The organism is Pediococcus sp. AC40, from assembly GCF_030252485.1.
Classification (GTDB): domain Bacteria; phylum Bacillota; class Bacilli; order Lactobacillales; family Lactobacillaceae; genus Pediococcus; species Pediococcus acidilactici.
This window is the reverse complement of record NZ_CP127012.1, coordinates 1,006,253-1,030,810: the sequence shown is the minus strand read 5'-3', so window position 1 is coordinate 1,030,810 and position 24,558 is coordinate 1,006,253. Positions and strand designations below refer to the sequence as shown.

Annotated in this window: 23 protein-coding genes and 1 other RNA gene; 7 read left to right on the top strand and 17 right to left on the bottom strand. The window is 41.5% G+C overall.

The window, feature by feature from the left end; all coding sequences use genetic code 11:
* The 11 genes from NL111_RS04990 to NL111_RS04940 form a co-directional block, all read right to left on the bottom strand.
* A complete protein-coding gene (locus NL111_RS04990) occupies nt 1–1,086 on the bottom strand; it encodes a carbamoyl phosphate synthase small subunit (protein ID WP_002831632.1) in 1,086 nt (361 codons plus the stop codon).
* 28 nt (nt 1,087–1,114) lie between these two features.
* Nucleotides 1,115–1,648: a bifunctional pyr operon transcriptional regulator/uracil phosphoribosyltransferase PyrR gene (gene pyrR, locus NL111_RS04985; protein WP_002831630.1), complete on the bottom strand. Its 534-nt coding sequence runs from the start codon at nt 1,646–1,648 to the stop codon at nt 1,115–1,117.
* Between the two features lie 80 nt (nt 1,649–1,728).
* Nucleotides 1,729–2,637 carry an RluA family pseudouridine synthase gene (locus tag NL111_RS04980; protein WP_285109965.1) on the bottom strand — a complete coding sequence of 303 codons (909 nt, stop codon included), beginning with the start codon at nt 2,635–2,637 and terminating at the stop codon, nt 1,729–1,731.
* 9 nt (nt 2,638–2,646) lie between these two features.
* Nucleotides 2,647–3,099 carry a signal peptidase II gene (lspA, locus tag NL111_RS04975; RefSeq protein ID WP_002831627.1) on the bottom strand — a complete coding sequence of 151 codons (453 nt, stop codon included), beginning with the start codon at nt 3,097–3,099 and terminating at the stop codon, nt 2,647–2,649.
* A gap of 12 nt (nt 3,100–3,111) precedes the next feature.
* On the bottom strand, nt 3,112–4,779 hold the full coding sequence (locus NL111_RS04970) for a formate--tetrahydrofolate ligase (RefSeq protein ID WP_285109964.1): 1,668 nt from the start codon (nt 4,777–4,779) through the stop codon (nt 3,112–3,114).
* 6 nt (nt 4,780–4,785) lie between these two features.
* The gene (locus NL111_RS04965; protein ID WP_008840924.1) at nt 4,786–5,169 is read right to left on the bottom strand and encodes an EbsA family protein; all 384 of its coding nucleotides are present in this window, start codon (nt 5,167–5,169) and stop codon (nt 4,786–4,788) included.
* Complete coding sequence (locus NL111_RS04960; protein WP_004165843.1) at nt 5,169–6,275, bottom strand: NAD(P)/FAD-dependent oxidoreductase; 1,107 nt, start codon at nt 6,273–6,275, stop codon at nt 5,169–5,171. The genes NL111_RS04965 and NL111_RS04960 overlap by 1 nt, the downstream gene beginning before the upstream one ends.
* Before the next feature lie 9 nt (nt 6,276–6,284).
* Nucleotides 6,285–7,415, bottom strand: coding sequence for a THUMP domain-containing class I SAM-dependent RNA methyltransferase (locus NL111_RS04955; RefSeq protein WP_220444127.1), 1,131 nt, complete (start codon nt 7,413–7,415; stop codon nt 6,285–6,287).
* 89 nt (nt 7,416–7,504) lie between these two features.
* Nucleotides 7,505–7,880, bottom strand: an RNA gene (gene rnpB / locus NL111_RS04950) — RNase P RNA component class B.
* Between the two features lie 18 nt (nt 7,881–7,898).
* On the bottom strand, nt 7,899–8,240 hold the full coding sequence (gene gpsB, locus NL111_RS04945; RefSeq protein WP_002831618.1) for a cell division regulator GpsB: 342 nt from the start codon (nt 8,238–8,240) through the stop codon (nt 7,899–7,901).
* A 75-nt stretch (nt 8,241–8,315) separates the two neighbouring features.
* Nucleotides 8,316–8,867 (bottom strand): SLOG family protein, encoded by a 552-nt coding sequence (locus NL111_RS04940; RefSeq protein ID WP_002831616.1) that lies wholly within the window; start codon nt 8,865–8,867, stop codon nt 8,316–8,318.
* A gap of 156 nt (nt 8,868–9,023) precedes the next feature.
* On the opposite strand from NL111_RS04940, the gene recU reads away from it, so the two are divergent.
* The gene (recU, locus tag NL111_RS04935; RefSeq protein ID WP_285109963.1) at nt 9,024–9,623 is read left to right on the top strand and encodes a Holliday junction resolvase RecU; all 600 of its coding nucleotides are present in this window, start codon (nt 9,024–9,026) and stop codon (nt 9,621–9,623) included.
* Between the two features lie 33 nt (nt 9,624–9,656).
* Complete coding sequence (locus NL111_RS04930; protein ID WP_159214044.1) at nt 9,657–11,978, top strand: PBP1A family penicillin-binding protein; 2,322 nt, start codon at nt 9,657–9,659, stop codon at nt 11,976–11,978.
* A gap of 236 nt (nt 11,979–12,214) precedes the next feature.
* Here NL111_RS04930 and NL111_RS04925 read toward each other — a convergent pair whose 3' ends face one another.
* The 5 genes from NL111_RS04925 to NL111_RS04905 all read right to left on the bottom strand — a co-directional run bounded on the left by NL111_RS04925 (nt 12,215) and on the right by NL111_RS04905 (nt 17,952).
* Nucleotides 12,215–13,108, bottom strand: a complete 894-nt coding sequence (locus tag NL111_RS04925; RefSeq protein WP_285110582.1) for an IS3 family transposase — start codon at nt 13,106–13,108, stop codon at nt 12,215–12,217.
* Nucleotides 13,105–13,779 carry a helix-turn-helix domain-containing protein gene (locus NL111_RS04920; RefSeq protein ID WP_004165838.1) on the bottom strand — a complete coding sequence of 225 codons (675 nt, stop codon included), beginning with the start codon at nt 13,777–13,779 and terminating at the stop codon, nt 13,105–13,107. Before NL111_RS04920 ends, NL111_RS04925 begins: the two co-directional genes overlap by 4 nt.
* 136 nt (nt 13,780–13,915) lie before the next feature.
* Entirely contained in the window at nt 13,916–14,632 is a 717-nt protein-coding gene (locus tag NL111_RS04915) for a DnaD domain-containing protein (RefSeq protein WP_002831606.1), read from the bottom strand.
* A 14-nt stretch (nt 14,633–14,646) separates the two neighbouring features.
* Complete coding sequence (locus tag NL111_RS04910; RefSeq protein ID WP_285110581.1) at nt 14,647–15,138, bottom strand: cell wall elongation regulator TseB-like domain-containing protein; 492 nt, start codon at nt 15,136–15,138, stop codon at nt 14,647–14,649.
* A 30-nt stretch (nt 15,139–15,168) separates the two neighbouring features.
* Complete coding sequence (locus tag NL111_RS04905; protein WP_002831602.1) at nt 15,169–17,952, bottom strand: helicase C-terminal domain-containing protein; 2,784 nt, start codon at nt 17,950–17,952, stop codon at nt 15,169–15,171.
* A 118-nt stretch (nt 17,953–18,070) separates the two neighbouring features.
* On the opposite strand from NL111_RS04905, the gene mvk reads away from it, so the two are divergent.
* From mvk to fni, 4 genes are read left to right on the top strand one after another with little or no spacing between them, the layout of a single operon-like run.
* Nucleotides 18,071–18,991, top strand: coding sequence for a mevalonate kinase (mvk, locus tag NL111_RS04900; protein WP_053906018.1), 921 nt, complete (start codon nt 18,071–18,073; stop codon nt 18,989–18,991).
* A gap of 15 nt (nt 18,992–19,006) precedes the next feature.
* Nucleotides 19,007–20,002, top strand: a complete 996-nt coding sequence (gene mvaD / locus NL111_RS04895) for a diphosphomevalonate decarboxylase (RefSeq protein ID WP_002831597.1) — start codon at nt 19,007–19,009, stop codon at nt 20,000–20,002.
* A gap of 14 nt (nt 20,003–20,016) precedes the next feature.
* Nucleotides 20,017–21,099, top strand: a complete 1,083-nt coding sequence (locus NL111_RS04890; protein ID WP_285110580.1) for a phosphomevalonate kinase — start codon at nt 20,017–20,019, stop codon at nt 21,097–21,099.
* An 8-nt stretch (nt 21,100–21,107) separates the two neighbouring features.
* Entirely contained in the window at nt 21,108–22,091 is a 984-nt protein-coding gene (gene fni, locus NL111_RS04885) for a type 2 isopentenyl-diphosphate Delta-isomerase (RefSeq protein WP_285110579.1), read from the top strand.
* 72 nt (nt 22,092–22,163) lie between these two features.
* Here the strand turns inward: fni and NL111_RS04880 are convergent, their stop codons facing one another.
* Nucleotides 22,164–23,546: an RsmB/NOP family class I SAM-dependent RNA methyltransferase gene (locus tag NL111_RS04880; RefSeq protein WP_285110578.1), complete on the bottom strand. Its 1,383-nt coding sequence runs from the start codon at nt 23,544–23,546 to the stop codon at nt 22,164–22,166.
* Between the two features lie 164 nt (nt 23,547–23,710).
* Between NL111_RS04880 and NL111_RS04875 the strand changes: the two genes are divergently transcribed.
* Entirely contained in the window at nt 23,711–24,523 is an 813-nt protein-coding gene (locus NL111_RS04875; protein ID WP_285110577.1) for a Cof-type HAD-IIB family hydrolase, read from the top strand.
* The last annotated feature ends 35 nt before the right edge of the window (nt 24,524–24,558 follow it).

Genomic DNA, 24,558 nt, shown 5'->3' with positions numbered 1-24,558 from the left:
TTAACGGCCCCCTCTTGTCGTCATCATTTCCATAAATTCATCAAACATTTCGGTTGCTTCGCGAGGTCCTGGTGAACTATCAGGGAAAAATTGGACGCTAAATGCGGGGAAGTCCCGGTGCCGTAAACCTTGAATTGAGTGATCAATCATATCATAATGCGTAACAATTAAATCCTTGCGGTTCACGGTTGCTGGGTCTACCGTGTATCCCTGACCATGTGATGCGTACATTATTTCGTCGGTAATTACCGATAAAATTGGATGATTAGCGCCGTGATGCTCAGAGGTTAGTTCACTAATTTGGCAACCATTTGCAATTGCAAATGCTTCATGCCCCAACCCAATCGCAAATAAAGGAATATTATTGCGCTGTACGGTTTGAATCATTTCGATAACTTCCGCTGGTAAATCATTGGGATTCCCGGGACCCGTGGAAATAATCACACCGTCCGGATCAAGGCTAAAAATAGTATCGGCAGTTGCTGAATAAGTTAAAACCGTAACGTTGCAATCTCGTTGGTTTAACTGCCGTAAAATACCATATTTTAGTCCTAAATCAATTACCACCACATTTTTACCATTTCCTGGATTAGGGAATGGTTTAGGGGTTGAAACTTGGTTTACCTGTTGATTAGTCAAGACAATCGCCCGGAGTTGGTCAAATGCATGTTCTAAATCCTTAACCGGATCGATAATGCTTCCCTTCATTTTACCGTTGGTGCGTAGTTTTTTAATTAATGCACGGGTATCAATTCCAGAAATTCCCGGAATGTTTTGTCGCTTTAAATATTCGTCCAGCGAAAGGCGCCGACGCCGGTTAATGGAAACGTCGGCGACATCACGGACAATCACTCCCTTACAAGTTGGGTCAACAGATTCATAACTCGAGCGGTCAATACCGACCGCACCAATGGTTGGTTGAGAAAAAACAATAATTTGATTATGGTAAATTTGATTAGTAATCACCTGCTGATAGCCGGTCATTACGGTATTAAAAACAACTTCGCCAAAGGTGGTTGCTCGTGAGCCAAATGCTTTGCCTTTAAAAACAGAACCATCTTCTAAAATCAAGTAACGGTCTGCCATAATGCCACCTCCACAATTTAATGCACCTTTAATTCGTTAATAACACAACGTCTTCATCGTCGATTTCACGAACGGAGACGTTTATTTTTTCATTCTGGGCAGTAGGAATGTTTTTCCCGACGAAATCTGCTCGAATTGGTAATTCACGGTGTCCGCGGTCGACCAAAACAGCTAAACTGATTTGCGCTGGCCGGTTAATGTCCATAATGGCATCCATTGCCGCCCGAATCGTTCTCCCAGTATACAATACGTCGTCGATCAAGATAACCTTCTTGTCTTTCAAGTCAATTTTAGATAGGTTAGCATTAGTTTTGGTAGGCCGCTTGCCTGCCCCATCGCGTTGATCGTCGCGATACTCCGCAATATCTAACTCGCCAACTGGAATATCAATATTCTCTAATTGTTTCAGGCGTTCAGCAATTCGTTTAGCAATGTACACTCCCCGAGTTTTAATGCCAATTAAAACAATATCTTCAACGCCCTTATTCCGTTCGATGATTTCATATGTAATGCGAGTCAACGCCCGTTTCATCGCCATTGCATCCATAATTTCTTTTTCCATAATGTCAGCTCCTCCGTAGTTTTAATATCAACGCCATACTTACGTTATCTAAATCTTTTTCAACCTTGTGCAAAAATTTCTTAGTCACTAATGGCTCGTAATTTTTTTAAAGTGGCCTGGAAAATAGCTGGTGGATCAACTTCAAACACCATTTCTTCGCCAGTCCGCGGGTGTTTAAACCCTAGTAATTTAGCATGTAAAAACTGGCCGTTTCCCTTCAAGGTCTTTCGGGGACCGTATAACGGATCTCCCGCTACGGGATGACCAATGTACTTAAGGTGCACCCGAATTTGATGGGTTCGTCCGGTTTCTAGCTGGCATTCTATGAGGGTATATTCGCCAAACCGTTCTAAAACTTTAAAATGTGTGACCGCCGGGCGACCTTCCTCGTTGATGGCCATTTTTTTGCGATCTTTTTTAGAACGACCAATTGGTGCATTAATCGTACCAGTATCTTCTTTGATATTACCATGAACGATTGCCCAATACTTACGTTGGTTAGTTTTGTCCTTTAACTGTTTGCTCAAGCTTACTAAAGTTTGGTCGTTTTTAGCAACCATAAGCAATCCGGAAGTATCCTTGTCAATTCGATGCACAATTCCAGGGCGCAACTCCCCATTAATCGTTGCCAAAGGCGTGTGGGCCAGTAGTCCGTTCACCAAAGTTCCATGATCGTGCCCGGGAGCAGGATGGACAACCATACCCTGGGGCTTATTAACAACAATCACGTCGTCATCTTCATATACAATATCTAAATCCATTTTTTCGGGCTGAACGTCAATTGCTACCGGATCTGGTAGCTTAATTATAACTTGATCGTTCGGTTTAACTTGATAACGATTGGTAGTAGGCACGCCGTTTACCAGAATCTGCCCTTTTTTAATCAAGCTTTGCACTTGAGAACGGGTTAGATCAGCGACGTTTTCCGCAATCACCTTATCCAAACGCCCCTTTGCAGATTCTTCAATCGTAAAATTAATTTCTTTCATAAAATCCCCTTATCCTTCAATTCGGTTATCTCGCATAATCGCAATCATTAAAATGAGCACTCCGATGGTTAAGCAACTATCGGCAATGTTAAAGATTGGAAAATTAAACCAATCCACTTGAAACATATCCACCACGTACTTTAACCGAATGCGGTCAATAAAATTACCCAGCGTGCCACTAATCATTAGGCTCAAGCCCCAACGATACCAAACGTGGTTATGCTGCGTAATTAATAAATAGCCCAAAACAAAGAGCGCAACGATTGTGATTAGAGTAAATAAAAGTTGGCTTCCTGCCAAAATACTCCAGGCTGCCCCGTCATTACGTAAATTAGTTAACGACAGTGCACCTGGAATTAATGGCCGTACTGCACCTAAGGGAATCGTGTGGCTAATAAAAAATTTAAATGCTTGATCAGCTATTAATAGAATTAGCCCAAAAATATAAGCAGTGTATTTCATAACTTCTAATCACTAAAATAATCCAGTGATTTCTCCTTTATCATTAACGTCAATATTTAATGCAGCCGGTTGCTTAGGTAGTCCAGGCATGGTTAATACTTTGCCAGTTAGTACAACTAAGAATCCAGCCCCTAAGCGAATGTTAATGTCATTAACGTGCATAGTGAATCCTGTCGGTGCCCCTAATTGTTTAGGGTCGTCGGTGAAGGAATATTGGGTCTTAGCCATGCAAATTGGCAATTTATCCCAACCATTTTGCTCACATTCTTTAATTTTCTTCAAAGCCGTTGCTGAATATTGAACTTCAGCGCCCCCGTACATTTTTTGCACAATCGCTTTAACTTTATCTTGAATAGGAGCTGCCACATCATACAACGGTTGCATCGTAACATCTGAATTTGTGTCGGTAGCTGTAATCACGGCCTGGGCCAACTCTTTACAGCCAGCACCGCCCTTCGCCCAAGCATCAGTAACTACTGCTTGTACGCCAGTCTGTTCTACTAATTGCTTGAGTTCGGCAATTTCTTGATCAGTGTCAGAAGTAAAATGGTTTATCGAAACCACTACTGGCACTTGGTAACGTTGCATATTTTTAATGTGTCTTTGTAAGTTTACAAAACCCTTTTCCAAGGCGACAAGGTCTTCGTTTTGCAAGTCAGCTAGCTTAGCGCCTCCGTTGTACTTCAACGCCCGTACGGTAGCCACAATGACGATCGCGTCAGGTTCTTTACCTAAAACGGGAGACTTAATGTCCAAAAATTTTTCAGCACCCAAGTCTGCTCCAAAACCGGCTTCCGTAATTGTGTAGTCAGCGTGTTTTAGCGCCGTTTTAGTTGCTAAAACACTGTTACAGCCATGTGCAATATTAGCAAATGGACCACCATGAATTAATGCTGGAGTATGACCTAATGTTTGGACAAGGTTAGGCTTTAAAGCATCTTTTAAGAGGGCGGTAATCGCACCGCCGACCTTTAGATCACGGACAAAAATTGGTTCTCCAGCATAATTTTTAGCAATTAAAATTCGGTTAATCCGCTTTTTAAGGTCCGCCAAGCTTTCTGCCAAACACAAAATCGCCATTAATTCACTTGCAACGGTGATGTCAAAGTGATCTTCCCGCGGCACCCCACTAAAGCGACCGCCCATGCCAATCACGATGTTTCGAAGCGCCCGATCGTTAATATCTAAGCACCGCCGCCAAACAATGGTTCGCGGATCGATATTGAGTTGATTTCCCTGCTGAATATGGTTATCAATCAAGGCTGCCAATGTATTATTAGCAGCGGTCAATGCGTGCATATCGCCGGTAAAATGCAAGTTAATTTCATCCATTGGGACTACTTGTGAATAGCCTCCACCAGTAGCACCGCCCTTCATGCCCATTACAGGGCCTTGTGAGGGCTCTCTTAGCGCTACCATTGCAGAACCAGTCATTTCATTTAAAGCGTCGCCAAGCCCCACCGTGACCGTCGACTTACCCTCTCCAGCCGGGGTAGGATTAATTGAAGTAACCAAAACTAGTTTACCTAATTGAGCAGCTTCTTCGTCTTCAGCAAAAATATCAATCTTTGCCTTGTAACGCCCATATGGTTCGACGGTTTTTTCATTAAATCCCGCCTGCTGGGCAATTTCTTGAATGGGTAGCATTTCTGCATTTTGGGAAATCTCAATATCGTTCATAATGATCTACTCCTTTGTAAGAATTTCATAAAGGCGATTTACCGAGCGACGCCTCATCAATAGTTTATATCTTTTATGATCATATTGGAAACTTATCGAGATTTTTCCGCGAGTAACGTCTTCGATATTAGCGATGCTTAGTACGGTAAAATTGCTTTTAAACACCCGATTGATAATAACTTCCGAGCCAATTACTTCGACCCTTCGGCTTACCGTTTGAATACTAATTACCATTACAAACAGTGCAAAGAAAACTGCCGTAATCCAATTAAACGTGGTAACTTCCAGCCAAAAAATGACCCCAACGATTAAAATCAAGAATGTCCAACACCATGAAATGATGTTGTTTAAAAAATCAGGTTGATAATAAAAACTCTCTACTTTTTTCATTAGATTCCTCCTAATTTAACGTAATCACCGACTGGCTTAGTCAAAGAGGTAACGTCGCGCTGAGGATCCGCAACTAAGTCTACTAGTAACTTCCCAATGATTGGTCCCGTGGTTAATCCAGAAGATCCTAGACCGGATGCAACCATAATTTCTGGAAATTCAGGTAAATAACCAAAAAATGGGGCGAAATCTGCTGTATATGCTCGGGTACCTACGCGAACACTTTTAACCATTGCTTGAGTAAGCCCGGGGATAACTCGTTGACCGCTCGCTAATAAGTCCTCCACAATTTGGGAGCTAACTTGTAAATCAAAACCTTGATCATTTTCGTGCGTAGCCCCAATCAGCAAGGTTCCTTGATTAGTGGGGATAAAATCCCGTTCACCTTCTGGCATTAGAACGGGTGCCTTGTCAGCCATCCGTGCGTGCTCAGGTAGAGTAACTTCAATTAACTGCCCTTTTTGTGGCCGAATCAAGGCTTCCACCCCAAGTGGTGCCAAAGTTTGTTTTAACCATGCCCCACAAGCCAAAATAACCAAATCAAAATGTTCGCCATTAACGAGCACGTGCGAACCTTCTCGTTTCAATTGGGCAACATCATGGCGAAACTCAAATTTACCTTGATTACGCTTTTGTAAAAAATTAATGAACTGGCGCCCATCAATTCGAGCGCCGCCCTTTACGTAAAGTCCGTCATTTTTGGTTTGGATAAAATTAAATTCCTTTTGAATTGTCTGATGGTCGACAATTTCAAATTCTCCCATTTGAGGCGCTTGTTTAATCCGCGTCTGGGCTAGTTGGTACAACTCACTTAACTTATCAGCTTGGTCTCTAGTATAAATGACGCCGCTCTGATAATAAACGTCAGCTGGCATTTCGTATTTTTGGGCGAGCTGATTTAAATATTCGGCACCTAATCGAGCCAAGTGATACCATTTTTGATTTCTTCGTTTTGATAACCAGGGAGCTATAATTCCAGCAGAAGCGGTAGTTGCCGTTCCTTTAATGCCATCAAATTGAACAATTTGGTTTTCCGGGAAACGCTCTAGCATTTCGCTAACAAACGTAGCTCCTACAATCCCGTTACCAATTACCGCAATTTTCACCAGTAAGACCTACCTTTCACGTTTACCCCAAAATTGAAAATAATCCGTTCGTAACGCTCCGTTATATAATTTGCGTTTTTTAGTGGCTGATTGCCCGTAGTATTTTTCAAAATCGAGGTCGCTAGTGATGAAATATTTACTCCAAGTGACTAGTGGCTTAGTTACCGTGCCTAATTGACGATAAATTTCGCGGGCTGCTTTTTGGTCGCTTAACCGTTGGCCATATGGTGGATTTCCAATCATTACCCCATTTTTTTGCTCCGTTTTAAAGTCCTTAACGGCTTGTTGTTTAAAATTAATGATTCCGGCTAATCCAGCTTCTTCAGCATTTTTATTTGCTATCTCAACCATTTTACCGTCAATATCATAACCGGTAATGTCGAGTTCGACATCGTAATCGGCTTTTTCGTCTGCTTCGGCCCGGATCCGTTCCACTAATTCCTTGTCAGCCATTTCCCAGCTTTCACAAGCAAAGCTACGGTTAAAGCCAGGGGCGATATTTTGTCCAATCAGGGCTGCTTCAATTGGAATCGTTCCTGACCCGCAAAATGGGTCTACTAGTGGTTTATCAGCGTGCCAATTAGTTAGCATTACTAATGCCGCGGCCATGGTTTCTTTAAGAGGGGCTGATCCTTTATACAAACGATACCCCCGCTTAAACAAACTATCTCCGGTAGTATCCAGCGTAATTAATACGTGATCTTTATCAATGCTGACTTCTAAACCATACTTAGCCCCAGTTTCCGGTAGTTGATTGCGCCAGTGGTAAACCTCGCGAAGTTTTTCAACAATTGCCTTTTTGGTAATTGCCTGGACGTCCGGCACACTATGTAATTGGGATTTTTTAGACTTACCATTTACTGGAAAAGCACCGTTAATCGGGATTAACTCGTCCCACGGTAATGCTTTAACCTGTTCGAAAAGCTCGTCAAAAGTGACCGCTTTAAACTCTCCCACAATAATTTTGATTCGGTCAGCAGTCCGCAACCATAAATTAGTGCGAATAACGTCTTCAAAAGTTCCTTCAAACCTTACTCGCCCATTTTCTGTTTGGACATCATAACCTAAATCCTTTAATTCGTTTTTAGTCAAACTTTCTAAACCACTTGCCATGGTTGCCAATAATTTGTAATTTTTCATAATAACTTCCCTATTAGAATTGTTTATTAGTAAAATAAAAGGCTAGGATAAAAGTAAACTTTCACCCTAGCCTCCCTGAATTTGTAAACCTCTATAAGCCATGTTTTGTCCAAAATAAATTCTCAGGAAAAATTTAAATTTGGGTAATCATCTATCTGCAGATTTTAAATCTGCCCCCACATCTTAGTTCATTTCCACGATGTGAAGCTCCCCTACCATAGTTTGGGTTTCCCGCTCGAGGGGTTTACCGCGTTCCAACTTATTAATTTCTTAATAAGATCGTCTCTGTGGCACTTTTCAAAGCTACTAGAGCATGGCCGAAGCTTTAGCTCGTTGGCTTGCCGTCATCTGAAATCAGATGCCCCAGCTTATTTTTTCACCGGGCACGAACACTACAAGCATCGCAGCTTGTGCGAGCATGGACTTTCCTCAGCTAACCGATGTTAGCCGCAATTACCCGAGATTTACAAAATGATATTTAATTTAGATTCGATGCGAATCGTTGCCGTTATCTTCAAGTTGAGCACCAAATACGCGACGTTCAAGATTGGATAAACGTTTCAAGACATCCACATTAGTTGCTCCACTAACGGGTGCTGATTCTTCAACGGTTGCACCAGCGGAAACTTGCTTACCTAATTCGTCAACCTTATCTGATAACCGTTCATTTTCGTCTTTAAGCCGTTCGATTTCTTTCCCAAAGTTTTCGTAATCTTTAATTACGGAATCTAAGAAAGTATCGACATCTGCTGGGTCATAACCCCGCATCTTCGGTTTGAATTCTTTTTGCAAAATATCCTTTGGAGTAAAATTAATGTTGTCCATCGCTGCACCTCGTTGATTACTATTGATCAAATAACTGTATTCTATTGTATCAAAACTTCTTGGAAATTCAAAGAATTATTCCTGGTTTTCTGCGTATGCATTAGCTTCATCTTCTAAATCATAAAAATCGATGGTGGTAAGGTCGTACGCATTTTGGTTTTGATATCTTTGAATTGCCGTTAAGTCATATTTGGTTTTTCCTTCCCGCTCACTATCATATAACAAAAGTGCTTCGTCGGTATGTTCTAACATAAAACTTTGATAATTTTTTAATTGTTGTGGATTTTTGTATGGCAAATCACTTACCTGACCGTAAAAATCTACCTTTGCTTTAAGAGCGGCCAATTGCTCTTGTTTTTCTGACTTCCATTGCTGACCAAAATCCGCGAACGGTGCCATCATTGCTGTTTGTAGCTCGGGATAGTCTTTTTTTAGTTCATTCGCCACCATCAATCCCCATTGTTCAGTTCCTAATTGCGGTCCTGCAATCACCCAAGTCGTTCCCGTTTCAATTTTTTCAATCAACCGATTTTTTAGGGCAAACTTAATCACTTTTAATTTGGGATCACTATCCGAAAAAATCCCTAATTCATAACTACGGTAACCTGTTAACCAAAGCCGACTCATTTTATCGCTCCCATTTCATACCATTTGTAAATGAAGTTTACTACATTATAGGTACGCAGAAAAACTAAATTGTTTTGTGGTTCCCCTATTTTTAAGTCTTTTGTAATCTTAAAGAGCTTATTAGCATAGTATAATAAGCTATCAGGAGGATGAGCCGTGAAATTTAACTACCCAACTGGATCAACACTTAATAACCACCCTAGTGTTGATCGTCCACAGAAACCGAGCGTGCCGATTTACGGAAAACGGGGAATGTCTTTAGAAGAAGAGCTTAACGAAAGTAATCGTTACTACTTATCTCGTGGAATTGCCGTAGTGCATAAAAAGCCAACCCCAATTCAAATTGTAAAGGTTGACTACCCTAAACGTAGTGCAGCACGAATTAAAGAAGCATATTTTAGTAAAGCTTCCACTACTGACTATAACGGCGTATACAAGGGTAAATACATTGATTTTGATGCAAAGGAAACTACGAGTACGACTTCTTTTCCATTAAGTAACTTTCACGAACATCAAATTACCCATATGGAGCAATGCCAAAAAGTTGGTGGAGTTTGCTTTACCATAGTAAAATTTGTAAAATTGGATAAGATATTTTTACTACCGGCAACAGACTTATTCAAATTTTGGAAAAATATCAAAAATGGTGGTCGAAAATCGATTCCGCTTTCTGTATTTGAACAAAATGGTTATGAAATTAACTACCAGATTAACCCGTTAATTCCATATCTTGAGGCAGTAGATCAAATTATATAGTGAATCGATTTTTAAAGAGCAAGGAGATTAGATATGAATAGTAGAAATGATAATCATGAACAGCCCCTGCGGCGAACGCAACATTCGCAAATGCAACGTTCTCATACTAATAAGAGAGGTCCTTCTTCATGGGTTAAAAAGCTCTTATTAGCGGCGGTTGGCTTTTTAGTTGCGTTAATTGTTTTTGGCGGCGGTTTATTTATGTATTACGCCCAAAGCGCGCCCAAGATTACGGAAGCGCAATTATCTAGCGACAATGCCACCGTTATTTACGATAAAGACGGTAAGGTGTTAACCCGTCTAGGGTCGCAGAACCGGGAATATGTTAAAAAAGAAGAGATCCCGAAGACTTTAAAACACGCGATTGTTTCCATTGAAGACCGGCGCTTCTATAAAAATAATGGGATCGACCCCGTACGAATCGTTGGGGCCGCATTAGCCAACTTTACCGGCTCTTCCCTGGGACTACAAGGGGCTAGTACCCTTACCCAACAATTAGTAAAACTATCCGTTTTCTCAACGGATGCTTCCGACCGTACCTTAAAGGTTAAAGCTCAGGAAGCTTGGTTAGCTTTGCAAGTTGACAAAAAGTACAGCAAGGATCAAATTTTAGAATTTTACATTAACAAGGTATACATGGGAAACGGCGTATATGGCATGGAAACGGCCGCTAAATACTACTTTGGTAAATCGCTGGACAAGCTTGATTTAGCTCAGTTAGCGTTGTTGGCCGGAATGCCACAGTCCCCTACTAACTATGATCCAATTAGCAACCCTAAATATGCTAAGTCACGTCGAGATACCGTTCTAGAAGCGATGGTTAAGAATAAGGAAATCTCTCGACAACAAGCAGATCAAGCAGAAAACGAAAGTATTCAATCTGGATTAACTGATACACACGAAACTACTTCAGAATCTACCAAGAAAAACAAGATTATTGACCCGTACGTTAAAGAAGTATTAACTGACCTTAAAGATAAGGGATTTGATACTACCAAGGGCGGTTTGAAAGTTTATACCAACATGGATTACGCTGCCCAAAAGAAATTGTATGAACTAGCAAACGATGATCAAACCGTTAACTTTAATGACGACGAAATTCAAGTCGGCGCCACCATGGTTGATAACAAAACTGGTAAAATTGTCGCAATGCTAGGTGGTCGGAAAACCGGCGACGTCACCTATGGTTTAAACCGTGCGGTACAAACTGACCGTAGTTCCGGTTCCACTGCTAAACCTTTGATGGATTACGGCCCCGCCTTTGAATACTTGAAGTGGCCAACTTATCGAAAAGTTAAGGATATTCCGTTTACTTATCCGGGAACAAACACTAAGCTTTACGATTTTGACCACCAGTTTAAGGGAACGATGACCGTTCGGGATGCGTTGATCCAATCACGGAACGTTCCGGCTATTCGCACCTTACAAGACGTGGGCATTTCTAAGGCAAGCGACTTTATGGAAGGCTTAGGAATTACCAGTAAAGATGGGTACACCCTTAGCAACGGGATCGGTTTATATATTTCTACTTTGCAAGAAGCGGCCGCATACGCAGCATTTGCAAACGGAGGAATTTACCACAAACCAACCTATATTCATAAAGTAGTTACTAATGATGGTAAGATTTACAAATACAAGTCTAAAGGTAGCCGAGCGATGTCTAAAGCAACCGCCTTCCTGATGACTTCAATTTTAAAGGGTGTTACCACAGATAGTAATGGTTCTGGACGTGCAGCTAACCTTCCAGGAATTAACATGGCAAGTAAAACTGGTACCGTAGCGTACTCTAAGAAAGCTACTGAAGCATATGATATTCCAAGTAACGCTTCTAGTGATTCCTGGATGACGGGTTATACAAAAGACTACTCACTTTCTGTTTGGACCGGATTTGATCATCCTAACTCCACCACTGGTTATTTAACCCAAGAACAAACTAACTTGGCACAGTACCTGTGGAAATACATGATTTATTACATGGCTCAGTATTCATCTAACGCGGACTGGAGTATGCCATCTTCAGTTGGTAAGAAAGGTGAAAATGAATACTATCAAATTGGGGCAGATTATGATGATACCGGTAAGAGCGATGATTATGCAAAAAATAATAAACGCTCCTACTCATCAATCTTTAGCAGTTCTTCAAGCTCCAGCAGTTCGAGCAAGTCATCTTCTTCGGATGAGGATAAAGATGACGATCACGACGAACAAAGTCAAAAAGATGACGACTCTTCAAGTTCTGAGTCATCATCTTCCAGTAGTTCAGTTAGCTCTAGCGAACCATCTAGCAGTGAAACACCAAGTTCTTCTGCTACCTCGCCTTCTACCGAGAGCGCCTCGGTTAGTTCCAGTAACTAACGAACGTTAAATAATAAAAGAGGTTGTGACAAAAGGCTCTAAATAAAAAACGATTCATGAAGTTAAGCTTCATGAATCGTTTTTATTTTGGCGTTTTGGCTTCAATAGAGCCAAAACGTGTACCAAAAGTCAGTTTGTTCCGCTTAACAAAAAATTGGCCATGATGCCAAATTCAGGCATCATGTACTAGGCCCTGTCAAGTTGACAGATGAAATAATATAAAATTAGGCGGCTTACTAAACGGCTTCATTCCAGTATTCATCTGGAGTGAGGCCGTTTCTTTTTGTTGTTCGATCATAATGATTAAAATATTCAATTCCACTTTCAACTAACTTAATCAGCTCTTGATAAGTTTTAGGTGTTTCATGCCGTTCTATCCAACGTAGTTTAAATTCATTCCACCATCGCTCCATCGGAGCATTATCATACGGAGTTCCAGGACGTAACATACTTCGTTTAATGTTGAATTGATTAAGAAAATTGTTAAATGTTCCGGAGGTGTAGGCTGATCCACGGTCAGTATGAATTAGTGGTTGAACACAACTTACCATTGAAAACGCCCGCTTAAATAGTTGTACCTGTGATTTGCTAGTTTCTGTTTCGCTTAAGGTATATGTAAGTAACTTTCGACCGTATAAATCTAGTACGCCACTAAGGCGTACCTTATATTCACTGTTTACTCCATAAGATAATTCAGTTGAATCTGCTAACCAAACTTCGTTTGGCTTGTTTACTTCAAAATTTTGATTTAATAAATTGTCTTGGATATATTGTTCGTTTTGTTTGTTTCGATTATGTTTCTTCGGTCGAATCTGACATCTAATACGCAATTTACGCATTACACGACGGACCATTTTAGTGGTCACAGGGAAACCAATCAGCTTATCTTTTTCTAAATTAACTAATATATTTCCAGCGCCAATACCTTGATGATGAAAATCAAACCAATATTGTACACGGTTATTTAATTGTTGATCTTGTCGTTCCCAATCCGTTTCTTTGCGTTTTAGAAATTTATAATAAGCCTGTCGGCTTAAACCTGCATTCCTCAAAAGAAGCGATACTGCTCCAAAGTGATATTGACTGATTTCTTTAATTGCTTGATAAATCAACCGATGTTGCTTTTTCACCCCCTGCGCTGAAGTTCCATGTATTTTTTTACGAATTCTTCAAGTATTTTTTTCTCAGCTAATTGTGCCTTGAGTTGCCGATTTTCGCGCTTTAATTTATCTGTTTCGGTTAATTCTGTAGTTGGTTTACGATGCCCACGATTATCTGCGAGGCTTTCATAACCACCAGTTTGAGCTTTGATAACCCATGAGCGAACTTGTTGGTATGATACCTTAAAGTGCTCAGCTGCTTCGGCATACGAATGTTTACCTTTGGTAATCCACTCGACAATTTCTATTCGCTCTTCAAAAGTTGTCTTACGACTCATAACGGGGACCTTCTTCCTAAACGGCGTAGCCGTTAAAGTTTTATCCTCATTATACTTGTTAATCCAGTCAATTAGTTGCTTACATGAACGTAATCCAAATTTACTCATTAATTCACTAAGGGTACCTTCACCATTCAAATATGCCATAACCGCTGTGTACTTAAAGTCAGTGGAATATTTATTGTTTTTTTTAACTTCCATCAGACCTTTAATACCAAAGGTTTCGTAGCGTATTAACCAATCCTTAAAAGTGCTTCTTCGAAGACCATGATATTTAGCAAATGCTCTTTGACTAATATTCGATTGGTTAAATTCATTTATAAAATTTAATTTTTCTAATGCTGTGTACTTAGATCTAGACATTCAAAAATCCCTCCATGATTATCAGATGAATTATGTTATTTCATCTGACAACCATAAAGGGATTATCACATCATGGTCAATTTTCAGTTAATGCTCGCAAACTACCCGACTTTTGTCCCACTCTCTTTTTATACATTTATTTATTATCTTGGTTATCGGTAAGTTTAATTAGCGGAATATATACATTTGAGGCTTTATTTTTGGTGGCCTTGGAACTATTTTCCGCTTCACCATGCGGGCGCTGCTTGAGACTACTTTCTACCTGAGCCGCCGTGGTGAGGTTTCGTTGTTGCCAATTCAATAAAATCCGATCCATATATTTCAAGTTATACGCTTGATTTAAAACCGCTTCTTTTAAAGCTAACCGGATTAATTCCGGCGAAAAGTGATCCGTATCGACCCATTGGGCAATCGTCTCAATCTCAATCGGTGACAATGCTCGCCCAAATTCTACTTGAATCTGGTCATAAATGCTATTGGTTTTCTCTTGCGTTTGAGTTGCTACCTCTTGATTCGCCTTTCCATCTAAGAGGGCAATTAACTTTTGGTAAAACAAACTAAAATCATAAAAATCAGTTAGCTGACCCTGTCCATCCCGTCTTTGCTTAATTTCCAACATCTTTTTGTCTTGTAAAGATTGGATGGTTGCAAATAGGGTTTGACTGTCAATGCCTAAACTCGTGGCAAGTTTATCCATCGGCGGGAACCCATTTCCCCGCGATTGTTCTTTCTTAATTTGTAAATATAGTAAAAATTCGTTGTTAGTCATCCCCAACTTTGCATAATTATCTAACAAAAAATTAGGAATGCTAGTGTTTCCGTCCTGTAATAACTTCAACAATACGTCTTGCATATTTGCTCCTTAACTTAGTACGTGGATACGTGCTTGATTTCTTGTCCAGTTTTAAAGTCAATTAGTTTAATGACTAAATGGTCCTTCTGGTTAATGTACGAAATCATCCACACCGGACGTTTTTTAACAATCCCAAATCGGCTGGACGTAATTTCTTTTAACGCAGAATCTTGCTCAACAGTTTTAATTGCGGCCTGTTCCGACACTCCAGCTGATTGAGGGTATACCGTGATTTTCTTTCCATGATCAGCAATTACCACAAAGATGTTAGTGCCGTCTTTTTTTGCACCAGAAACTGTGTACTCGGTTTGGTTATAAACAAATCGCGTTACCCGATCAACTTTGGTCAAGTCAGTATTGTCTAGCGCAATCGTTTTTGCTACGCGGGTATCCCCCTGAATGGGTTGGTTAATCTCATTAAAAATAATCACAGCTGAACCAATAATTGTTGCAAGTACAATAAAAGTTATCAGCAAAAATGGATGTTTAAGTCTACCTTTTTTCATAATCTTCCTCAACTAACATAAACAACGGGACTACTTAAAAAAGTCAGCGACCCTTGTTTTAATCTCATCAATTTTGCCATAGTGGGCTTCTACTCCGTTAGGCAGCTGATGGATAAATTGCTTGCCGTAACGACGTTTCATAATCCGATTATCTAACATCACGACTGCTCCGGTATCATCGCTATTGCGAATTACTCGTCCTAGGCCCTGCTTGAAAGTTAATAACGCGTCTGGCAACGTAAATTGCCGGAACGGATTTCGTGCCCGCTTAGCGGCTAGTTGAACTAGCTTATCGCCTGGCGAACGAAATGGAAGCCGGGTCACAATTAGGTACTCTAAACGGTCACCAGGAAAGTCAATTCCCTCCCAAAATGACGCCGCACCTAACAGGATTGCGTTATCCTCATCGTTAAACTCTCGGATAATCTTAGCACGAGAACCATGCACGCCCTGAGCCAAGATTTTACGGGAGCGCTCAGGATGTTCCTGCATCATCCTAGTATATACCTTCTCAATGGTATCTAACGAATTAAAAAGTACTAAAGTTTGCCGGTTAACGTCTTCCGTTAATTCCACGATTGCGTTGGCCAAAAAGCGCTCGTAAGCTTTCGGCGAGGTGTCCGGATCCAGCGTAAAACTAGAATCTAAAACTTCAAAGTCAAGTTGTTTTGCAAAGTTTACCCCCGTGTTAAAGGAACGAATAATTGCATTTTCCTTGGTTAAGGCGTACTTGTCTAAGAAATAATCTCGATGATTACCAACAAATAGTGTACCACCGATTAACAAAATTTGAGCAAATGCTGGCACGATTTCTTTTTGGTAAAATTCTCCAGGATTAACTACTCCCCGGCCAATTCGGATACTACCAGCATCGTGATTAGGGCCTAAAGTAATCCAGTAGTAACTTTGCGCGGAATCATTTTTCAAGTCGCGAATCGCGTCGTAAAACTTAGTTAGGTTACCTTGAAACGCTCCGATTTGTCGCCAGGCTTCGTTGGTTACCGAACCTAAGTCATGTTGTTTGAAATACCGGTCCAGTGTGTCAAATTCAATAAAGGTGTTAGCGAGTTCTTGGGTGAGCGCATTAAACTCGTTTTGATTTAGCTGCTGAATAGTAGCTTCGTCGATTGCAATTTCAGCTGGTTGATTTTCAACCAGTTCCACTTTTTGCCGTTGAACAAAATGTTCATACAAATTCCCTTGAATTTGGGAAATTAGCCGATTGATTTTTTCTAGGCTATTAACGAACCGGCGAATATGAAAACCAGCCAACGGATGCTTCATTACCGAACGCATTAGGTTATCATGGTGGTTCATTAATAATCGGCTAACTAACCGATGCGCTTCCATCATCAATTCATTTAAGTCTAAATATTGTTGATTTAAATTAGCTAATTCCTGTGCAAAATGCTGAGCTTCGTCAATCACTAAGTATGGCGCCCGCTCCTGCACGTTAAACTTTGCACTGTGATGTGCCAAGTAAGCATGGTTAGTAATAATGAAATCAGCAAACTTTAACTTGGTTTTAGCGCGCCGATAAAAATCATAACTGTAAAACGGCGATTGTGCAGATAATACGGTTGCCCCCGCATGGCGAAATTGATCAATACTATTGCCAAAACCAACGTGGTAATTAATTTCATCGAAATCACCAGTCTCTGTGGTGGTAAGCCAAACTAAAATTTTCATTGCTAACAACCGGCTATCCTTACTTAGTTCCGTTGGGGTGGCAATTTTTTTGGCAAACAAATCTAAATTCAAATAATTGCTGCTACCCTTTAATACCGCAAATTGCCGGGGGTATCTCAAAAGCGGATTTAGCTGCTCCTTACCTACCTTAAGAACTTGGTTCTGTAAAACGGTAGTAGGGACGCTAATCACCACTTTACGCGCGCGCTGCCGCCCCACATAACTAAGGGGAAGCAAGTACCCTAACGTTTTGCCCATCCCCGTAGGAGCTTCAACAACGATGTTTCTTTCTTCGTTTTCTTGACTAAACTGTTGGTAAACATAGTTCATTAAGGTTGCTTGACTCTTACGCCACTTTAACGTCTTGTTGTACAATTTTATTTTGCTTCGCTTAGTCTGTGGATAGGCTTCTTTTTTTACGTTAACCTCTTCACCCGTATTTAAGGGAGCGGGTCGTTTAATTGCCAATCCGTCAACCACTAATAAGTCATCCGGCAACTTATTGGGATGCCGTTTGCTTTTTTGCAACGCCGCTTCTAAAATCGTTGCGGTTTGTAAAGGTAGTTGGTCACCTAATTTAACTAACTGCTCTAAGGTAACGATTGGCAATTCGCTTAACGCAGCTTTAATTTTCAAGAATAAATGTGCGGTTGCCACGGCATCGCTATCTGCCGAGTGCGGGTCGTCGTGTTCGATGTGTAAATAATTAGTTAAATCCCGTAACCGATAACCACGGGTACGCGAAAAAAGAACCTGGCTTAACGTAACGGTATCAATCGCTTTTAAGTCTAATTCTGGGTACCCGCTACGCACCAATTCTCGATTTAAGAACGGAAAATCAAAATTAACGTTGTGCGCTACGAACACCGTGCCCGCTAATTTTTGATAGATCTTATCCGCCACGTCTGCAAACTTAGGGGCCTGGCGAACTTGTTGATCCGTGATCCCCGTTAATCGTGAAATTCGCTTAGGAATCGTCATCTGCGGGTTAATTTTTGTTTGATAAGTTTCAGTAATTTGGTCGCCTTCAATAAAAGCACAGCCAATTTGAATAATTCGACTTTCTTCAACCGATCCCGTACCGGTTGTTTCTAAATCTACAACAGCATACCTTGTTTTTTTCATTACTAAATCTCCAACCTTAGTCTCTAATTACTAATTTTACCAAATGTTTACCTTCTCTACATCGAAAAATCCTCTGATTTAGAGTATCATTTACTTTAGGCCAAAAAGGAGGAGCATCGTGAAAGAGGTAATTAAAACTAGTAACGCAAAAATTATTTTAATGGGTGAACACAGTGTGGTGTATAATCAGCCCGCGATTGCCCTTCCCATCCGTAACGTAAAAACAACCGTAAAAATACAATCCATCCCTGGCGACATTCAAATACGGAGTCGCTATTTTAATGGCTTCTTAAATGATATTCATAGTAATTTGTTGGGAATCAAGCAGCTGATTAACCAAACTTTAACTACGTTAGGAAAGCCACATTATGGATTGTTACTAGATATTGACAGCCAAATTCCAGCTGAACGGGGGATGGGTTCTTCGGCTTCCACTGCCGTAGCAATTGTACGCGCCATGTACGCCTTTTTTGACCGCCCCTTAACTAAAAACAAGCTATTAAAAACGGTTAATATTTCCGAAAAAATTATCCATGGTAACCCTAGCGGCCTTGATTCGGCAACCGCCAGCGCAGACCGACCAATTTGGTTTAAACGAGATGGGACCATTAAAGCTTTGCCAATTAATTTTAACGGCTACTTAGTGATCAGTGATTCCGGAATTAAAGGAAAGACTGGCGAAGCCGTTGACATTGTTAAGAACAAGCTACGTATCGATAATGATAGTAGACTTTTGATTGAAAAATTGGGAGAATTAACTAGTCAAACTGCAACTGCCTTAAAGGATAACGATTCTTTAGCTTTAGGTGACATTATGAATAACGCGCAAGCTTGTCTCCGTCAGCTAGGAGTTAGCCATCCGGCAGTCGAAAAATTAATCCAAGCGGCTAACCAATCCGGTGCTTTAGGCAGTAAATTAACCGGTGGCGGGCTAGGTGGCTGTGTAATTTCCTTAGTTTCCGATGCCCAAGCGGCAGAAAACGTTAGCGCTCAATTACGCAAAGCTGGAGCAACTGCCACTTGGATTGAAAAATTATAGGAGTAGATTTTAGTTTTGAAGACAACCGACAAGAAGCGTGGCTTTGCCCGCGCACATACCAACATTGCGCTAATTAAGTATTGGGGAAAAGTTGATTCTGAATTAATCATCCCCGCTAATGATAGCGTATCGTTGACCTTAGACGAGTTTTATACGGATACCGTCGTTAACTTCTCTGAAGATTACAAGGTCAATGAGTTCTGGTTAAATGGCAATTTAATGCCTTATAAACATATGGCCCGAATTAATCGCGTAATTGACGCCGTAAAAGAAGAGTATGATTACCCTGGATTTGCAAAAATTCGGTCTTTTAATCATGTCCCGACTTCAGCCGGGCTCGCTTCGTCCGCTTCTGGAATGGCCGCTTTGGCTGGAGCCGCTGCGGATGCTTTAGGCGATGAACATGACCTAACTAACATTTCCCGAATTGCTCGGTTGGGCTCTGGTTCTGCTTCGCGCTCAGTCTTCGGCGGAATTGTGCATTGGCACCGTGGCAGCGATCATGAATCTTCCTTTGTCGAACAAGTGGTCAATGAAAAAGATATTGATTTAAACATGGTTACTGTCGTAGTCAATAGTCATCAAAAGAGTATTAAAAGCACTAACGGGATGCAACGAACGGTAGAAACTTCTCCCTTTTATCCCACGTGGGTATCCGAATCTAACCGCATGGTCCCCGAAATGCTTGCCGCAGTCAAGAAAAATGACTTTACCAAAATTGGGGAGCTAGCGGAGCATAGTGCAATGATGATGCACGCAACCACCCTTGCGGCCATTCCGGCATTTACCTACTTCCAGCCGGATACCTTAAAAGTCATCCGGCTCGTTACCCAGCTTCGAAAGGAACACGGCATCGAATGTTATTACACCATTGATGCGGGCCCGAATGTGAAGGTTCTATGCCAAAACAAAGACATTTTAGCGATTCGAAATTTTTTAAAGAATTACTTTGAAGAACGCCAATTAGTCATTGCCCGTCCAGGCAGTGGAATTAAATTCTCAAAAAACTGAAAGGGATTTTTAAATTGATAACACAAAAAGCTCCGGGAAAATTATACGTTGCTGGTGAATACGCAATTGTCGAACCAGGTAACAGTGCGGTATTAGTTGCGGTGAACCAATTTATTACTGCTAGTATTGAACCTAGCGAGTTAACTTTTGGAAACATCATCTCTAAGCAATATCATGACAACGTGGTCTCCTGGCGTCGTAAAGGCGGCCAATTGGTAGTTGACAATCGTGATAATCCTTACCACTATATTCTAGCGGCAATCTCCATCACCGAAGAATTAGCGGTTTTAATGCACCGTCAGCTAAGAACTTACAATCTCTACATCAATAGTGACTTGGATAGCAGCGATGGTAAAAAGTATGGTTTAGGTAGTTCAGCAGCCGTCACCGTCGCTACCATCAAGGCGTTGGCCAAATTTTACCAAATCCCCCTAACCAAAAAGTTACTTTTTAAGCTAGCTTCAATTGCCCATTTAGACGTTCAGGGAAATGGTTCGCTAGGCGACATCGCCGCAAGTGTTTATGGCGGATGGATTGCATACCGCTCCTTCAACCGCGAATGGTTAAATAGTATGCGGCGCACTAAAGATTTAGGAACGATTCTACGGACGCCTTGGCCCGAGTTAAAGATTGAATTATTAACTCCTCCCGCCGATTTAAAACTACTAATTGGTTGGACTGGCTCACCAGCTTCCACTTCGGATCTGGTTGACCAAGTTGCCACCACCAGTTACCAAGAAACCGACAGTTACCACGAGTTCTTGACAAACAGTGCAGAATGCTTGCGCAAAATGATCGAAGGATTTAAAAACGGTGACAGCCAATTAATTAAGCAACAAATTACCGCCAACCGGCTTCTCTTACAACAATTAAGTTTATTAAGCGGCGTTTCCATTGAAACCCCTGCGCTAACTAGTTTATGCGACATTGCTGAACAATTCGGCGGAGCTGCAAAATCTTCTGGGGCTGGTGGCGGAGATTGTGGAATTGTAATCACCGAAGAAAATGATAATACTGAAAAAATTATTAACGAATGGCAAAAAGAAGATATTCAACCATTAGATTTGGATGTCCATGATATCGATGAATTGAGTTAGGAGTACTTATGAAAAATATTCAATCCCACCGTAAAGATGAACACGTCTCACTCGCTGAAAAATTTTACCAGCCCGTCGCATCTGCAGGTTTTACGGAAATTAAGTTGCGCCCCAACGCTTTACCAGAAATGGGGATTGATGACGTTAGCCTCCAAACTAAATTAGCAGGACTTCCTATAGAAGTCCCCTTCTTTATCCAAGCCATGACTGGTGGCAGCCCAACGACCGCGAAACTTAACCGTCGATTAGCTACCATTGCTCGTGAAACTGGTTTGGCAATGGCGGTGGGCTCTCAATCAGTGGCCCTAAAGTATCCGGAATTAGCCGATACCTTCCAAGTAGTTCGAAATGAAAATCCCCACGGACTGATCTTAGCTAACTTAGGCGCGGACGCTAGCGTTGCGGCAGCCAAAAAAGCGGTCGCCATGCTTGACGCAGACGTTTTGCAATTACATATTAACGTTGCGCAAGAACTGGTTATGCCAGAAGGCGACCGCAGTTTTAACTATTTAGAACAAATTAAAGCCATTCAAGCAGCTGTGAGCGTCCCCGTAGTTGTTAAAGCAGTCGGTGCGGGGATGACCCGAGCGGACGCTCTGCGACTACAATCCGTCGGGATCCGGTACATTGATGTTGGTGGTAAGGGCGGTACTAACTTCGTCCAAATCGAAAACGTGCGGCGTTCCGAAAAGGATTTCGCCTTTTTAACTGATTTGGGGCTCACCACTGTCGAATCGCTCAAAGAAGTTAACGGATTAGGACTATCGGTCACCGCAACTGGTGGTATCCGTACCCCTGCTGACGTAATTAAAAGTATTGCGTTAGGAGCGGACAACGTGGGCGTTGCCGGCTACTTCCTCCATCAGCTATTACATCACGACGACCAAGAAATCATCGACCTAATTGAGCGTTGGAAGTACCAACTCCGCTGCCTAATGGTATTGCTCGGGGTTACTAAGTTAGCCGACTTGTCGGAGCGGCAATTACGATAAGATAAATAAAAGCTGGATGACGGTAACGAGCGTATTACGCTTCCACCGCCGATCCAGCTTTTTATTTTATTTTTACTTAAGCGCAAAATTTATCCGTAACCCCTTTGGATAAAAGTTCTTAACTTTACCTTGGACTAACTTTCCCGGCCCGACAATGATATCGTCAACCGCTAAAGCAACCCATCCCTTGCCCGCAGCTTCCGTAGCAATTTCTTCGCCATGCACGTACTTTTGCCACTGCTCTGGCGTGATCTCTACTACTTGTTGGATATCCGCTTTTCGTAAGGCCATCAGTAGGCCTAAACTAGGTTCAAATCGTCTCTTCTTAAATTCCCCCAGTTCAAGTCCTGGTTTAACAATTCGTAAGCCACTCAAATCCACGGGAACGGTTTGATAATATAGCCGTTGATTGTGCACAATTAAATGATCCTTTGCAAAGGATTGGGGATTTACGAGGAACTGGTTTGCAAAATCTTGCCATAATCGTTGTTGTTCCCGGTCTAACAAATTATCACTTGCCCGACCCTTCTTTTTACGTTTGCCTTTTGGCTGAGGTGTCGCAGCTTCCGCGTGATTACTTAACTTGGCAATAAAATGGCCTTCTCCCTTAAAATGATGGGGAAACAATCGGATTGCCTTAGCTAATTCAGGATTGCCGTTGGCCCACTCAGGACGCCCTGCATCCATATTTTCCGTTCGCGCAACGGGTTCCATCTTCAAGTCTGGATAGTTTTCCAATAGCCAAGCAATGATTTGTTCATCTTCTTCAGGTGCAAACGTGCACGTCGAATAAACCAGATTACCATTCGGAGCAAGCAATTGCATGGCACTTTTCAGGATTTCACGTTGTCGCCGCGCACATTCTTCTGGGTATTCCAAAGACCAGTATTCGACCGCTTCAGGGTCCTTTCGAAACATGCCTTCTCCAGAACACGGCGCATCTACTACGATTAAATCAAAATATCCGTTAAATTTTTTTACCAGCCGATCCGGTGACTCGTTTAAAATTACAGCATTTTGAATTCCGAAACGTTCCACGTTTTCAGCTAGGACTTTAGCCCGTCCCCGATTAATTTCATTAGTAACCAAAAGTCCTTCCTGAGCCATAAAACTAGCTAAATAAGTAGTTTTACCGCCAGGGGCCGCACAAAGATCCAAAACTTTTTGGCCTGGTTGCGGGCGGGCAATTTCGCCAACCAGCATCGCACTAGGTTCTTGGCTGTAAACTAACCCGCTTTGGTGGTCAATCGTTTTACCGTTGACCTTACCATAATATCCCCAGTCAGAATATGAAATTGGCTGGTCGATTGAATGGTCATGTAATTTTACCGCACCCTTCAACGGATTAACTCGGAAGCCCTTTTCAACTGCCTGGTCAAAACTCGCTAAAAAAGGTTGTGCCTCTTCGCCCAGTAATTTTTGATATTTTTCTTTGAAACCGTCAGGAAGTCGCATATTCCACTCTCTTCTCAATTTAATTTACTAAATAAACTCGCAATCCATTATAACTAATTTTACTAAAGTCGACCACCGGACGGTAAGAATTGGTAAGGTACCTTTCATTTTATAAGCACTTGGCTTAAAATAGGCTAATAATACTTTTAAAAAGGAGCGATCAAATGCAACAAAAATTAATCACTCTGGATTTAGACGGAACCACTTTAAATAATCATAGTCAGCTTTCACCCTTAACCATTAAAACTTTGCAAAAAGCTGCCCGGGCTGGACATTTAGTTTCAATTGTCACGGGACGACCATACCGGATGGCTCGCGACATTTACGACCAGTTACAATTAACCACTCCCATGGCCAATTTTAACGGTGCCTTGACCCACATTCCTCATCAAAAATGGGATGGCGAGTATTCAATGACCATCAATAAGGCCGTAGTTTATGATTTAATGCGCCATAAGGATGATTACGGCATTAAGTTACTAGCGGTTGAAAATAAGCATTCGTTCTTTGCTGATCATGCCGCGCCGACTACCTTCGATTTCTTCCCGCATGAGATTTCAGACGACCAAGTTTTAACCGAAGAAAGCCTGCGGGGGAACCCGACTTCCATTACCATCCTAGTCGAACCTAACAGCGCCCAGTTTGTTAAAAACCAGTTACTGTATCACTATCGCGATTATATTAACGTTGGGGTCTGGGGCGGTCCGCACAGCGTCTTAGAAATCGTCTCTAAGGGGATTCAAAAAGCTAAAGCGGTCGATTACTTAGCAAGATACTACCACATTGACCGGCAAAACATCATTGCCTTTGGTGACGAGCATAATGATGCTGAAATGCTTGACTACGTGGGTCGCGGAGTGGCGATGCGTAATGCAACCGCCCAAATCAAATCGATTGCTAACGACATTACCGAATTTGATAATGAGCATGACGGGGTTGCCAAGTACTTGTCCGAATATCTCGATCTAGCTAACTAGTAAAAAAGCTTCTTCAATTAGAAACAACCATCCAG